This window comes from Brevibacillus schisleri, assembly GCF_055685845.1.
In genome coordinates this window covers 4,881,210-4,895,342 of sequence record NZ_JBVNDM010000001.1, presented here as the reverse complement: position 1 = coordinate 4,895,342, position 14,133 = coordinate 4,881,210, and the positions used below count along the sequence as shown (strand labels likewise).

Genomic DNA, 14,133 nt, shown 5'->3' with positions numbered 1-14,133 from the left:
AGGCAGTCCATGGTGAAGCAATCGGTACAAGCAAATGATTCGCAAGATATGCAAACGTATCATTATAAGCAAGAACTGAGACGGACTTTAAAATTGTTCAGTTCGTTTGCCGTCGCGTTTTCTTTCATTTCCATTACAACAGGCATTTTTAGCAATTATGGATTTGTGCTGAGTACGGCTGGGCCGGCTGGTATCTGGACCTGGCCGATTGTAACCATAGGGCATTTGTTAGTGGCGATTATTTTTGCAGAGCTGGCTGGAAGAATTCCATTGAGCGGTTATTCCTATCAATGGGTGACACGTCTTGCCAACCCGGGGCTGGGTTGGTTTGCTGGCTGGATTGCCTTTTGCTTTCTCGTTATCGTGGTTCCAACCGTCGACTATGCGCTGGCGCCCATCATTGCCGAGATGTTTGGTTGGGATACAGGCGCAAAGACGCTGGTCTGGATCGTGATTGGTACGCTGATCGTCCAAGCTTTATTAAACATTTATGGAGTGAAGCTAGCAACTCGCATTAACGATATCGCCGTGTACACCGAAGTGATCGGTATGGTTGGGATCGTTGTGGTGCTGGGGGCAGTTGTGATGTACAACGGGGCAAATGGGAGCATGCTAACCGATATCGGTACCGCTGCCACTCAATCAGACGGTTCGTACCTAGGCGCTTTTATCATGGCTGCCCTGATGGGTTCCTTTACATTAGTAGGTTTCGAGGCTGCTGCGAATCTCTCCGAGGAGACGATCAACGCGAAGAAAACGGTTCCTCGTGCCATGATTTTATCCGTATTACTAAGTGGTGTGATCGGTTTCTTGTTGTTGATCGTCATTTCTGTTGCCATTACAGATTTGCCGACTGTACTTGGTGCGGCGAATCCGATTCCGTACATATTGCAAGCAAGTCTTGGCTCTGCTGTATCCAGCTTTTTTCTGGTGCTTTGTCTCATTTCTATCTTCGCGTGCGGCTTGATCATCATGGCTTCCGCTTCCCGTCTCATCTATGCGTTGTCACGCGACAATGTATTCTTCGCTTCCTCCATCTTCAAGAAGGTATCACCTCAGACTTCCGTACCAACAAACGCAGTTTTACTCGTTTTCGTGCTAGGCATTCTCGCGGTGCTATTCGCAGATTCCTTGACCCTTCTGGTAGGGGCCACCTCAGTTCTGCCTGCCCTTCTCTATCTGACAACGATTGCGGCTTATGCATGGAAACGCAAGGAACTGCCCAAATCGAAGTACTTTGACTTGGGAAAATGGCGCACACCGCTTACTTTCCTAGCGATTGCATGGCTGATCTTTGAGATTGGCATTTTGACTATTCCGGAAAACTTCCATAGCGTAGCGATCGTAGCAGCTACCTTGCTGGCAGTTGGTGTGATTTTGTATCATCTGCTGTTCCGCAAAGGGATTAGGGAGGGCCGTATCGGTATAAAAGACAGAACATTCGGATTTGGTGAAGAGAAAGAAGATCATTCCGCCTAGAATAAGAAAAAAGGAGTCTGCTGTATGGAGAAGTATTTGCTGTCGATCGACCAGGGAACAACTGGGACCAAGGTGCTGTTGGTCAACCGCCAAGGACGAGTTGTTGCTGAAAGCTATCAGAAGCACACGCAATCTTATCCACAGTCCGGATGGGTGGAGCATAATCCGGAGGAGATCTGGGAAAAGGTCTTGATGGGAGTGGCCGACGTGATGCTCAAGGGACGTATCGAACCTGAGCAGGTGGAAGCGGTAGGTCTGGCTAATCAGGGGGAAACGGTCCTCTTTTGGGATTCGGTCAGCGGGGAGCCGCTTTATCCGGCGGTCGTCTGGTCTTGCCGCCGCTCCGATCAAATCGCCGAGCGTTGGAAGGCGGATGGCGAGTGGGCACAGAAGGTAGCCGAGAAAACCGGACTTTTGATTGACCCGTATTTTTCTGCGACCAAAATCAGATGGATGATGGAGGAAGTGCCTCTGGTGCGAGAAAAGATTCGACAGCGGCAGGCCTTTTGCAGCACGCTTGATTCTTGGCTGATCTGGCAGATGACAGGAGGCGCCTCGTATGTATCCGATGCTTCGACTGCTGCCCGAACGCTGTTGTTTGCCCATCGGCAGGGGAATTGGGATGAGGAAATATTGCGGTATTTGGAAATAGAGGAGGATTGGCTGCCGCAGATTCGTTCAACCGTTGGCTCTTTTGGTCGTACGAATCCGGATCAATTTTGCGGCATTCAAGCACCGATTCTCGTTAGCCAGGTGGATCAACCAGCCGCCCTTTACGGTCATCTCTGCGTAGAGCCGGGGATGTCCAAATGCACGTATGGCACGGGTTGCTTCGCTTACATGAACGTTGGAAACGAGCCGCCTGCTACGAATGAGAGCGGACTATTGACGACGCTTGTCTGGAAACGCGGGGCACAACAGACTTATGCGCTTGATGGCGCGATTTATGCGGCGGGGTCTGCTGTCGAATGGGGAAAGGAGCAGCTTGGACTGTATCAGGATATAGAAGAGCTGCAACGGTGGTCGGAGCAGTGGTATGAACAACTGCACAAGGGGGAAGCCCCAACTAATCTTTTATTTATCCCGGCATTGAATGGGATCGGCACGCCATACTGGAACTCGGAGGCCAGAGGGGTGTTTCTCGGACTCTCCCAGCATACGGACCGACCGCTGATGGCAAAAGCGATACTAGAAGGGATCGCTCACCGTGTAGCGGATGTGTTTGTCACAATGGAACAGGCGGTCGGACAAAAGATTTCGGTCTTGCGTGTAGATGGGGGCTTGACGCAAAATCCATATTTGATGCAGTTTCAGGCAGATCTGCTAGGTGTTCCGGTTGAGGTGCCCGAGATCCATGAAACAACAGCGATGGGCATTGCGTTTCTGCTTGGGGAAGAGTGCGGCTGGTGGTCGGTGAAAGACTTGGAAGCGAGGATGAAGGTAGGGCGTCGCTATGAGCCGACACTTGATGAATCGGTGAGGAAAAGACTACGTGCTCGCTGGAACAAGGCGGTTCACCTCCTGTTACAAGTCAGCGAAGGGTAACGTAAAAAAGCAACCAACTGCCAAAGCGGGCACACGGCGTCTGGCGGATGGGTTGCTTTTTATGATTCATTCCACTCGAATGGCACGCTCCCAGCCAAAGCTGTCAAACCACTCTTTACGTCTAAAGTTCAAGAGAGCTTGTCTCACATAAGGAATGACGTTCGGGGGTAATTTATCCATGTCCACCCATACGAGCTCATCGCATTTATTCGGCTCGGCATTGATAATTTCTCCGCGCCATTCGGTGGTCGCAACAAAAAAGTCAATGCGTTCATCTGTAGAGAGCCGATGCATGACGCCTACCATCTCCAGGCTCGCTGGATCGATGTCAATCCCGCATTCTTCTTTGGCCTCGCGGATCGCGGCTGTCTTCACTTCTTCATTCCCATCGAGATGTCCGGCGGGAACACTGTAATTGCCGTCTTCGTAGCCGGTATTGTAGCGGCGTAATAACAAGACTTGCGAATCTTTTACCAGGAAAAGGTGAACGGCTACCTGCATTGCGAAGCGCTCTGTCTGCATGCGAATTCTCCTCTATTTAATGATACTCTTCCGGACGATGATTCTCGGCAGCCTGTTTCCGGCGCTCGAGTCTGTTTTTTTTCAAAATAGGCGAACTTGTCATGGCAAAGAGCAGCATGCCAATTCCAGCAACCCCTAAAACGATCCCGATAGTAAGATACAGCGAATTCATTAAAAAAGACCTCCTTAATTCATGCAAAGCGAACATGATTATGAATGGGAACTATGCTATAATGGCACAGTGTGTTTTTACTTGATTCTCGGTAGTAATTTCTAGAAAACGCAGGGAGGATTTTGCGAGATGACTCAGCATACGTCTGTTGATCAGCTATCCATTAATACCATCCGCACGCTGGCGATTGATGCCATCGAGAAGGCGAATTCCGGTCACCCGGGAATGCCGATGGGTGCAGCGCCTATGGCACATGTACTGTGGAGCCGCTTTATGAAAGTAAATCCGAGCAATCCAAAATGGATTGACCGCGACCGTTTTGTCCTCTCAGCAGGACATGGCTCTATGCTATTATACTCGATGTTGCATCTGATGAAATACGATGTTTCACTGGAAGACCTACATAATTTCCGTCAATGGGGCAGCAAAACGCCTGGTCACCCTGAGTTTGGACATACGGCGGGTGTTGACGCGACAACGGGTCCTTTGGGACAAGGGATCGCGATGGCTGTCGGTATGGCGATGGCTGAAAAGCACATGGCAGCTGTTTACAACCGCGACAATTTTGACATCGTTGACCATTACACATACGTAATTTGCGGCGACGGTGACCTGATGGAGGGTGTATCCAGCGAGGCTTCTTCCCTGGCTGCTCACCTGAAACTTGGCAAAATGATCGTGCTCTACGATTCGAACGATATCTCTCTGGATGGCGAGCTTTCCCGTTCCTTCTCTGAAAACGTTGCGGGTCGCTATCAAGCGTATGGTTGGCAATACATTCGCGTAGAAGACGGCAATGATCTGGCTGCTATTGACGCGGCTATCGCAGAAGCGAAAAAAGATTTGGACCGTCCTACCTTGATCGAAGTAAAAACCGTCATTGGATACGGTAGCCCGAACAAAGGCGGCTCCAGCTCTTCTCACGGCGCTCCTCTTGGAAAAGACGAAGTGAAGCTGACAAAAGCAAACTACGAGTGGCACCATGAAAGTGAGTTCCACGTACCACAAGAAGTGACGGATTTCTTTGCAGGCTTGGCTGACGCTGGCGAAAAAGCAGAAGCTGCTTGGCGCGACCTGTTTGCTGCTTACGCAAAAGCGTATCCGGAACTGGCGCTGCAATTTACGACTGCAGAAGAAGGTCATCTGCCTGCTGGTTGGGACAACCATATGCCGACGTATGAAGCTGGCGCAAAGCTGGCGACACGCGTTGCTTCCGGTAATGCGATCAATGCATTGGCAAACAGCGTTCCATTCTTCTTGGGCGGATCTGCTGACTTGGCACATTCCAACAACACGGTGATTAAAGAAGCGGGCAACTTCCTGCCAGGTTCTTACGATGGCCGGAACATTTGGTTTGGTGTTCGTGAATTCGCGATGGGTGCAGCCCTCAACGGTATGGCTCTCCACGGTGGCGTTAAAGTATACGGGGGTACATTCTTCGTGTTCTCCGACTACGTTCGTCCGGCGATTCGCCTGTCTGCACTGATGAAGCAGCCAGTTGTCTACGTATTTACACATGACTCGATCGCGGTTGGTGAAGATGGACCGACGCATGAGCCGATTGAACAGCTCGCTTCCTTGCGTGCAATGCCAGGCTTGACCATTCTTCGTCCGTCTGATGCAGTGGAGACGAACGAGGCTTGGAAATATGCTGTATCTCGTACAGATGAGCCAGTCGTTCTGGTACTGACTCGTCAAAACCTGCCAGTTCTGCCTGAAACCATTGAGAAAGCGGCAGAAGGCGTGAGCAAAGGGGCGTATGTTCTCGCAGACGCTCCAAGCGGCAATCCGCAGCTCATCCTGCTCGCAACAGGATCTGAAGTATCCCTCGTGATGCAGGCGCGTGAGCAATTGCTTGCGAAAGGTATTGAAACACGCGTTGTTTCCATGCCGAGCTGGAACCTTTTCGAGCGTCAGCCAAAAGAGTATCGTGACGCTGTGATTCCACCGTCTGTCAAAGCGCGTGTGGCGGTAGAAATGGGCTCTCCAATGGGCTGGGAGCGTTATGCTGGCGATAACGGTACGGTCATCGCAATCGATCAGTTTGGCGCATCTGCACCAGGTGAGCGTATTATGAAGGAATACGGCTTCACGGTAGATAATGTTGTAGCTGAAGCAGAAAAACTGCTGAAATAGTAAACCTTTAGGAAAAAGCCTATCTTCTGTTTCAGGAGATAGGCTTTTCCAGTGACAAACGGAATTTTGTATGGAATGATAGACTACAACCCAAAACAGAAACTTTTTTGAAATGGGACCGTCTATATAAGATGTGGGGGAGAGAGAATACCAGGAGGTAAATAATGGCAGCAAAGGCCAAGAAGAAAGTCAAGAAGAAAAAGAACAACTTGCTGATGATTGCCGTATCGTTTGCAATTTTCCTTGTCCTTAGTGTGATTGGGGGCTACTTCGCCCTGTTGTATGCGGGAGACCGGATGATTGAGCAAAACGTACAAAAGCTACAGGACTTAAAAGCAGAACCAACTGTCATTTACGACAAAAACGGGAAAGAGATAATTAGTCTGATTCGTCAGAAGAACCGTGAATACAAACCGATTAACGAAATGCCAAAGACCCTCATCGATGCGTTCCTCGCTGTAGAGGATAAGCGCTTTTATGAACATAAGGGCGTGGATATGGTTCGGATCGGTGGCGCCATAGTCAATGACATCAAAAAAGGATCGCTGGCTGAAGGGGGAAGTACGATTACCCAACAGTTGGCAAGAAACGTCTTTCTCACCCTAGATCAAACATTCTGGCGCAAAACAAAAGAAATGAGTATTGCGATTGGCTTGGAGCGTAAGTACTCCAAGGATCAAATTTTAGAGATGTACTTGAATCGCGTTTATTTGGGCGAAGGGGAATTTGGGGTACAGGATGCTGCCCAGTATTACTTCGGCAAGTCGGTAAGTGATGTTACCGTTGCGGAAGCAGCGATGCTGGCGGCGATTCCAAAAGCACCGAGCACCTATTCACCATTTAACAATCCGGAAAAAGCGAAGCTACGTCGAGACACAGTTATACGTCTGATGTATGAGCAAGGCATTATTACCAATGAACAAAAGGATGCAGCTCAAGCAGAGGCGTTGCCGACCAAACCGCATGAAGTGGCTGGTGGAAGCCTGAAAAAAGGCTATCGCGCGTTTTTTGACAATATGTTAAAAGAGTCCGAAGCAGAGTTCGGAGTAACAGAAGAAGAACTGTACCGCGGAGGCTGGGACATTTACACGACCTTTGATCCGAAAGTACAGGATGCCATGGTAGAGGAATATGCCAATGCCAAAAACTTCCCGAAAGACGGCGCCAAGCGCGGTGTAGAATCATCGATGATTGTCATCGACGCGAAAACGGGCGGAATTGCCGGGATGGTGGGCGGACGCAACTATGCGCCAAAAGGCTTTAACTATGCGACAGACATGAAGCGCCAGCCGGGCTCCAGCTTTAAACCGATTGCTGTGTTTGCTCCAGCAGTCAATAAAGATATCAACAAATGGAACGCAAATTCGCAACTGAGCAACAAAAGGCAGAGCTTCAATGGCTATGAGCCGCGCAACTACAATAACCGCTACACTGAATCAGTCAGTATGAGCCGGGCGATGATCGACTCTGCAAATATCCCGCCGGTTTGGCTGTTAAATGAAATTGGGGTATCAGAGAGCTTGGCATACCTCAAGAAAGTCGGCATAGAGCTGACACCGAATGACCGAAACCTGGCGATTGCTCTCGGGGGATTGAATCAAGGTATATCCCCGAAGCAAATGGCTCAGGCCTATACACCTTTTGTGAATGCAGGGGTAGTTTCCGAGGCGCACTCGATCAGCAAGGTCGAGAATAAGGATGAGGGTATCGTCCGTGAATACCAGCCAAAACAATCTGAGGTACTGAAGCCGGAAGCAGCTTGGGAGATTCATACCATGCTGGAGAAAGCGGTTCAGGAAGGGACAGGGAAGGCAGCGCGTATCTCTGGCCGCCATGTTGCAGGTAAAACCGGTACGACCCAATCGATAGCAGGCGACAGCAAAGCAAACAAGGATGCTTGGTTTGTGGGCTATACTCCGGAATATGTCGGTGCCGTTTGGATGGGCTTCGATCCGGAGGACAAACAGCATTTGATGCACCAAGGAAGTAGCATGACAGCGCAAATGTTCTCCAAAGTGATGGGAACCGCCTTAAAAGGTGTGCCGTCATCGGACTTCGTTCGACCAGAAGGCGCCGTACAGCATAAACAAGAAGAAGTTGAATCGGAAATCCAATTGGCTGCAGACATGACATTGGACACAAGTACGAATAAATTGATGGTCGTGCTTAGCTGGATTGGTGGGCCTGACGGCGATACGTACGATCTTTACCGCATTAGCGAAAGCGGCGAAAGGAAGCTCATCTCTGCGGGTATGAAGGAAACCTCTTATGTAGATGTGTTGGATAGTCCGAAACAGTATCAGTATCAAGTCGTTCCACGAAATGCACAAGGCGAGGAAGGCACGCCTTCAAAAACAGTCCCAATCGATTCCAAGAAGCTGGAGAATATGATCAATCAAGATCCAGGTCATGACGAGGAAGGCAGGAATCAGGGACAAAATCCGGATGGTACGGGAAATGGTAACGGGGAAATTCCACCTGACCAAGGTACCGGAGAAACTGGTGAGCATACTAATAATGGAGGCAGTAGCCAACCGCCAAATCAGGGAACAGGTGAGGTTCCACCGGACATCATGAATCCAGTGCCTGGTCAGACAAATGGTTCTTCCAATGAAATTCAATTACCGCCACCTCCACAAGAGGATGGGCAGAACCAGTCCCCAGATGCTTCAAACGGCTAAAGATTAGCCCAGCAAGAACGATTCAAAACCGATTCGACTATTTGCACAGCTTCTTTCGCGTGGTACAATACCATTAAATCGGGAGACAGGGGGGACAGTCCATGTCTAGCTACGCACAAAGGGATCTACCCACATTTTTCAAAGAACAGTTACGCCAAACCAAGTTGAATTTTGAGCGAGCACTTGACTGTAAACACACCGATTTCGATGATCTTTACCCATACATGAACGAGCAGCCACAGTTCTTCTGGTACAAACGTTACGTGGCTTGGTCAGAACTGTTGACCGTCGTACGTCTAGCTGAACAATTGGGTATTGAGTGGACAGAGGATTTCAGTGAGCAGCAGGTAGAATTCATTCAAGGCAAGGTTCTGCAAGGAAAAGTGCTCGATTATTGGAACCCAGAAGAAGAACAAGAAGAATCGATGAGGGAATTGGAAGAAGAAAAATAAATGTGATCGTAAAAACATGGCGCGTTCCCATTGCGGGAACGCGCTTTTTTGCGTGCGCGAAGCAAGGCTCACTTTAGAAAGGAATAGTGTCTAATATTACATACATGTTTATGTACTTTTGTAAAAAAATGTATACACCCTTGCTCTTCTTTTCTGTTATATGCATTGGCATCATACTTGCAATTTCTAACAGCGTGTCATTTATTTCATTCCGTTACCATTCAAAGGAGGTTTGCTCATTCATGAAGAAAAAGCGCCACACGGTACACACAAGCCGCATGATGGCTGGTGTCCTTCTCTCAACATCCTTTCTATTGGGGACAGTTGGTACTCCTGCCCAAGCCTTGGCAGTCAAGGATTACTCGAGTGCGATCGGACGCGATGCAGATCAAAACGTTCCGCCTTCTGGGAAATATGTAGAGGGAAAGCTGGACCCAGTCACCTCGTTTCAGCATCAGCCCAGTGACAAAGCAGAGGAATATCCGCATCCAGTGGAGCCGACCTGGCGTGTAGAGGAGCAAGAGTCTTCGAACGAACAGCAGCGGAGCATAAAGGCAAATGCCGAAAAGTACGCGATGTCCGATTTGAACAAGCTCAGTTATGACGAATTAGTCAATGTACTGGTGACGGTCAGCTGGGAGCAGATTCCTGAATTATTCGATTTTACCCCCGATTCGTATGCCTTTTACAATGATCGGCAGCGCGTTCAGGCTATCATTGACGCATTGCAAGTCAGAGGCACACAATACTCCAGCAGCGATTCCAAAGGAATAGACACCTTGGTAGAGGTTCTTCGCTCTGGATATTACCTCGGCTACTACCATCAGGAATTATCCTATCTCAATCAGAGAAGCGAGCATGAAAAAGTGTTCCCTGCTCTACAAGCCATTGCAGACAATCCGAATTTCAAATTAGGGACAGATGCCCAAAATGAGGTGGTAGGTGCATTTGGTGGACTTATTGGAAACACGTTTGTAAGCGCTTCCCTTGTGGAGAAAGCTGCACCGATCATCCGTCAATACGAAGAACAAATGGATACGTTCATCACGCAGCGGAGTGCGGGAGATGCTGTATTCCGCATCATGAGCCAGTTTAGCTATATTCTGATGTGGAAAGTGGATGAACCAACCAAGAAACAGGAATTTTACGGCAAAATCGATACGTATCTGAACGAGTTGGGAAAACTCGCGTTGCATGGCGATACGGATGAAGCGAAGGAATGGGTCCTCGACAATGGGTTTTATCATAGTGCGTATTTGGGAGAATACCATTCCAATCCGAATAAGGGCAACGAGGTGCTCACAGAAGCGTTAGAGCTTTATCCGTATGTGGGACTGCAGTATATGCAGGTAGCGAAGCTGATCCAGACGGTCTATGGCGGAAAAGACGCTAAGGGAAGGGACATCCAGTTCAACAAGATTCGTGAGGATGCCATGGAAAAGTATCTGCCCAAAGAATACACATTCGATGACGGAAGCATCGTCATGAAAACAGGAGGGGGTGTCACAGAAGAAAAAGTCAAACGGTTATACTGGGCGGCAAAAGAGGTAAAAGCGCAGTTTCATCGGATGGCAGGACGAGATGAACCGATGGAGGAAGGGAACCCCGACGATATTTTAACCATGGTCCTTTACAATAGTCCTTCAGAGTACAAGATGAACAACCCCCTGTATGGCTATGAGACGGACAACGGGGGCATGTATATTGAGGGAAAAGGAACTTTCTTCACCTACGAACGAACACCGCAGCAGAGCACGTACACACTGGAAGAATTATTCCGCCATGAATTCACGCACTATTTGCAAGGGCGCTATGCCATACCTGGCTTGTGGAATGAAGGACTGATTTACAGAGATGAGAGACTGTCGTGGTTTGAAGAAGGAGGAGCGGAACTGTTTGCAGGCTCCACGCGAACAACAGGTGTTCTGCCTCGAAAATCCATGGTCAACAATCTGATTCGCTTTGGACAAAATAATTGGTATACAGCCGCTCAAACTTTACACGCACGCTACGGCACGTGGGATTTTTATACGTATTCATACGCCTTGCAGTATCACATGATGAAAGAGGACTGGAACAAGCTCGATGATATCATGGATTACATAGAGGTCAATAACGTGGATGGTTATGACCAGTTCATCCGTACGCTCAGCAATGATTCAGAGCTAAATCGGGATTACCACCGAACAATGGAATCGTTGGTAGACAGCTATCCTGATCTGACCGTGCCGCTGGTGTCTGATGATTATCTGGTCACACCAGCCCCCAAAGCAAGTGCAGAAATCTTCCAAGAAGTTGAGGATGTCGCTGGGTTGCAAAATGTGTCTACAAACAGGCATGATTCAGAGTTTTTCCAAACCTTTACGTTAACAGGGACGTACACGGGTACGCAGGCACAAGGGGAGAAGCAAGACTGGGAAACGATGAGTCGCATGACAGACGAGTTTCTAACTACACTTACTTCCCACCCGTGGAACGGCTATAAAACCACGACTGCCTACTTTACCAACTATAGAGTAAATGCGTCCAATCAATTTGAGTATGATGTCACGTTCCACGGAGTACTTCCAGAACAAGGAGATGGTGAGAACAAGCCACCTGTTATTGTCATGAACGGACCGTCAAAAGCGGCCGTAAACGAGAAGGTTGCATTCAGCAGTAACGGAAGCTCCGATCCGGATGGCAGCATCGTATCCTATCTGTGGGAATTTGGAGATGGCTCAAGCAGCAGTGAAGCCAATCCTACGCATGTCTACGAAAATCAGGGAGAATATACCGTGAAACTGCGAGGAACGGATGACAAAGGAGCGGTTGCTGCGAAATCGATGACGATCACGATCGAGGAGCAGGGTGGAGAAATTGGGGAAAAGGAACAAGAGCCAAACAACAGCTTTTCAGAGGCAAATCCGTTGAAAAGCAACGTGGAGCTGAGTGGTCAAATAAGTAAGCAGGACGACAAGGATATTTTTGCCTTGAAGGTATTGGGCAACGGAACGGTGAAAATCAACGTAACGAGTGAGCATAATACTGGTTTGAACTGGGTCGTTCACCACGAGGATGATCTGAATCATTATTTCGCTTACCCCAAAACCTCAGGCAAAACGCTCTCTGGTGAGTTTGAAGCAACTCCGGGTACCTATTATTTGTCCGTGTACAACTTTAACGGTGAAACCATTCCATACAAAGTAACCGCGGAATGGCCAGAAGAAAATACAGAACCAACCGAAGCAGAGCCGAACAATTCATTTGATGACGCTAATGTGCTACAGTTGGGCGAAGAGATAAGTGGTCAAACCGATCGTACAGATGACAAGGACACGTACATGATTCAGGTTGAAGAGGAAGGGGGCGTTCAAGTTACGGTAAGTAGCGAGAAGGACGAAGGCATAAACTGGGTGGTGTTCCATGAAGATGATCTCGAAACGTATTTCGCCTACCCCAAAACCACAGGTAAGAAACTGACTGGAGAATTTGAGGCAAAACCAGGGAAATATTACTTGTTAGTCTACAACAATAACAACACGAAGATTCCGTACAAAGTAATCGTGAACGCTGAGTAATCTTCCTATTTATAGGAAGAAAAGCCTTTCTACCCCCTTTTTTAAAAAAAGGATAGAAGGGCTTTTTTTCGTTTGATAAGCGTCTGGTAAAAATCAGTGCGTAACGCTATGACATTCCGCACGTCTTTTCTTTACGTAGCTTAAAGAATCAATGGAGCCAATTGTAAATGACTTGTGGCGTCTCTTCCTCAGGACCAGCCGGGAGGACGAATGGAGCTGGGTTGCTCCAAGGCTGGGCAGGGGACGGGGCATCGGAGATCATGAATTCTGTCCCCAATGAAACAAAGCTGTACAATTCCTCGACAGCGGCATTGTACAAGCGAACACAGCCGAGTGAAACGGATGAGCCTATGCTTTCGGGATGGTTTGTCCCGTGGAGGGCATATCCGTTCTCCTGAAAGACCATGCCCCTCGTACCATAAATATTGTCATGTCCGCGAGGCTGATTGATTTTTTGTTGAATGGTATAGTAGCCTTCGGGTGTAGAACCGTTTTTGCCTATGGCGACGGGATAGCTGCGTACGAGATGAGAACCGCTGATGAGCTTCAACGTGTGTGTCGATGTAGTCAATTGAAGCTGTAACGGTTCGAAAGGCGCAACTGGCTCTGGATAGCCGGGAAGCGGCAGCACATTACGCAAGCTGTCCCATGCGGACTCTGGCAAGAAGGCTTTCGGATGATACGGATAGCTTTTTAACAAAAGTCTCTTTGGCGGTACTGGAATTTGCGGCAAATAATTGCCTGGATAAGCGCCAACCAGATCAGACAGCTGGGCAGGCAACGTACCCGTTTGCTGATAGTAGCGATACAAGGCGTTTCGCAAGATCAGTACATGCTGAAGGGTTAGTTGCTCATCGGTGAGTTCTGCCTTACTTTTAGCAAGCGTCGGTTCTCGTTCCAGCTGCACAGGTTTATCCCACCATTTTTCACTGAGAACAGTTCGACTCGTCGGATTATAACGCAAGATGCCTCGGACTTCGCGCGGCTGATAAAACAGCAAGGGACGGAACAACGGCGAACCAGGTACTTCTGGGACAACCATCACCGTAAAAGGCTGCGTTAGAGCTGGACGCCGGGACTCTACATACCGCCGGACCTGTTCAGACAGCTCACGGGCACTGAGTGTAGGAGGGACTGCAATGACCTCTACATGTGGCTGTGTTTGCCCAGGGGTCGGTACGGGCTGTTTGGCAGCCTGCGGCGTTGTCTTGGATGACGCATCTCTCAACGGTCCGGGCGAAAAAGCGAATTGAAAATAGAGAAACAAAAGGGAAGCCAAGAGTAAACGTGTTCGACTGCCCAAGGAGCTGCGTTGTCGCTCACGCAGCAGTCTGTGATAAGCGTCACGCGTCTCGTTGTAATACGGGCCTTGCTTGGATACCAGGCCACGCCTATACGCTTCGAGAGCTTGTTCCGAGTTTCCTTGGGCTTCTCGTTCTTTGCCAAGGTGAAACCACCCGATGGCTTCGTTTGGATACTGAGTCGTATACCACCGATAAAAGGCGAGGTCGCTCTGATCCGGATATTTCATATGAAATGTACTTTTTTCCTGAAGAAAGGAAACCTTGTCCACGGATGCTTCTCCC

General features: G+C 48.8%; 9 protein-coding genes. 6 read left to right on the top strand and 3 right to left on the bottom strand.

The features are described from left to right. Positions 1 to 9 precede the first annotated feature (9 nt). Entirely contained in the window at positions 10 to 1,479 is a 1,470-nt protein-coding gene (locus tag ACUUHJ_RS23250; protein ID WP_472300044.1) for an amino acid permease, read from the top strand. 24 nt (positions 1,480 to 1,503) lie between these two features. Then, positions 1,504 to 3,024, top strand: a complete 1,521-nt coding sequence (locus ACUUHJ_RS23245) for an FGGY family carbohydrate kinase (protein ID WP_289673988.1) — start codon at positions 1,504 to 1,506, stop codon at positions 3,022 to 3,024. A 66-nt stretch (positions 3,025 to 3,090) separates the two neighbouring features. Here the strand turns inward: ACUUHJ_RS23245 and ACUUHJ_RS23240 are convergent, their stop codons facing one another. Next, positions 3,091 to 3,546 (bottom strand): NUDIX hydrolase, encoded by a 456-nt coding sequence (locus ACUUHJ_RS23240; RefSeq protein ID WP_472300043.1) that lies wholly within the window; start codon positions 3,544 to 3,546, stop codon positions 3,091 to 3,093. 16 nt (positions 3,547 to 3,562) lie between these two features. Continuing rightward, positions 3,563 to 3,718 (bottom strand): hypothetical protein, encoded by a 156-nt coding sequence (locus tag ACUUHJ_RS23235; protein WP_231850507.1) that lies wholly within the window; start codon positions 3,716 to 3,718, stop codon positions 3,563 to 3,565. 129 nt (positions 3,719 to 3,847) lie between these two features. Here ACUUHJ_RS23235 and tkt point away from each other — a divergent pair, with 129 nt between their 5' ends. The 4 genes from tkt (at position 3,848) to ACUUHJ_RS23215 (ending at position 12,547) form a co-directional block, all read left to right on the top strand. Beyond that, positions 3,848 to 5,854 (top strand): transketolase, encoded by a 2,007-nt coding sequence (gene tkt / locus ACUUHJ_RS23230; protein ID WP_289673986.1) that lies wholly within the window; start codon positions 3,848 to 3,850, stop codon positions 5,852 to 5,854. A 164-nt stretch (positions 5,855 to 6,018) separates the two neighbouring features. Beyond that, positions 6,019 to 8,535, top strand: a complete 2,517-nt coding sequence (locus ACUUHJ_RS23225) for a transglycosylase domain-containing protein (protein ID WP_472300042.1) — start codon at positions 6,019 to 6,021, stop codon at positions 8,533 to 8,535. Positions 8,536 to 8,636: 101 nt separating this feature from the next. Then, positions 8,637 to 8,987, top strand: a complete 351-nt coding sequence (locus ACUUHJ_RS23220; protein ID WP_289673984.1) for a hypothetical protein — start codon at positions 8,637 to 8,639, stop codon at positions 8,985 to 8,987. Between the two features lie 242 nt (positions 8,988 to 9,229). After that, positions 9,230 to 12,547: a collagenase gene (locus ACUUHJ_RS23215; RefSeq protein WP_472300041.1), complete on the top strand. Its 3,318-nt coding sequence runs from the start codon at positions 9,230 to 9,232 to the stop codon at positions 12,545 to 12,547. Between the two features lie 148 nt (positions 12,548 to 12,695). Here the strand turns inward: ACUUHJ_RS23215 and ACUUHJ_RS23210 are convergent, their stop codons facing one another. Next, positions 12,696 to 14,120 (bottom strand): L,D-transpeptidase, encoded by a 1,425-nt coding sequence (locus ACUUHJ_RS23210; protein WP_472300040.1) that lies wholly within the window; start codon positions 14,118 to 14,120, stop codon positions 12,696 to 12,698. Between the last annotated feature and the right edge of the window lie 13 nt (positions 14,121 to 14,133).

Bases quoted from the DNA above. Each gene is read 5' to 3' on its own strand.
- ACUUHJ_RS23235 (WP_231850507.1), bottom strand. From the start codon at position 3,718: ATGAATTCGCTGTATCTTACTATCGGGATCGTTTTAGGGGTTGCTGGA.
- ACUUHJ_RS23240 (WP_472300043.1), bottom strand. From the start codon at position 3,546: ATGCAGACAGAGCGCTTCGCAATGCAGGTAGCCGTTCACCTTTTCCTG.
- ACUUHJ_RS23245 (WP_289673988.1), top strand. From the start codon at position 1,504: ATGGAGAAGTATTTGCTGTCGATCGACCAGGGAACAACTGGGACCAAG.
- ACUUHJ_RS23220 (WP_289673984.1), top strand. From the start codon at position 8,637: ATGTCTAGCTACGCACAAAGGGATCTACCCACATTTTTCAAAGAACAG.
- ACUUHJ_RS23215 (WP_472300041.1), top strand. From the start codon at position 9,230: ATGAAGAAAAAGCGCCACACGGTACACACAAGCCGCATGATGGCTGGT.
- ACUUHJ_RS23250 (WP_472300044.1), top strand. From the start codon at position 10: ATGGTGAAGCAATCGGTACAAGCAAATGATTCGCAAGATATGCAAACG.
- tkt (WP_289673986.1), top strand. From the start codon at position 3,848: ATGACTCAGCATACGTCTGTTGATCAGCTATCCATTAATACCATCCGC.
- ACUUHJ_RS23225 (WP_472300042.1), top strand. From the start codon at position 6,019: ATGGCAGCAAAGGCCAAGAAGAAAGTCAAGAAGAAAAAGAACAACTTG.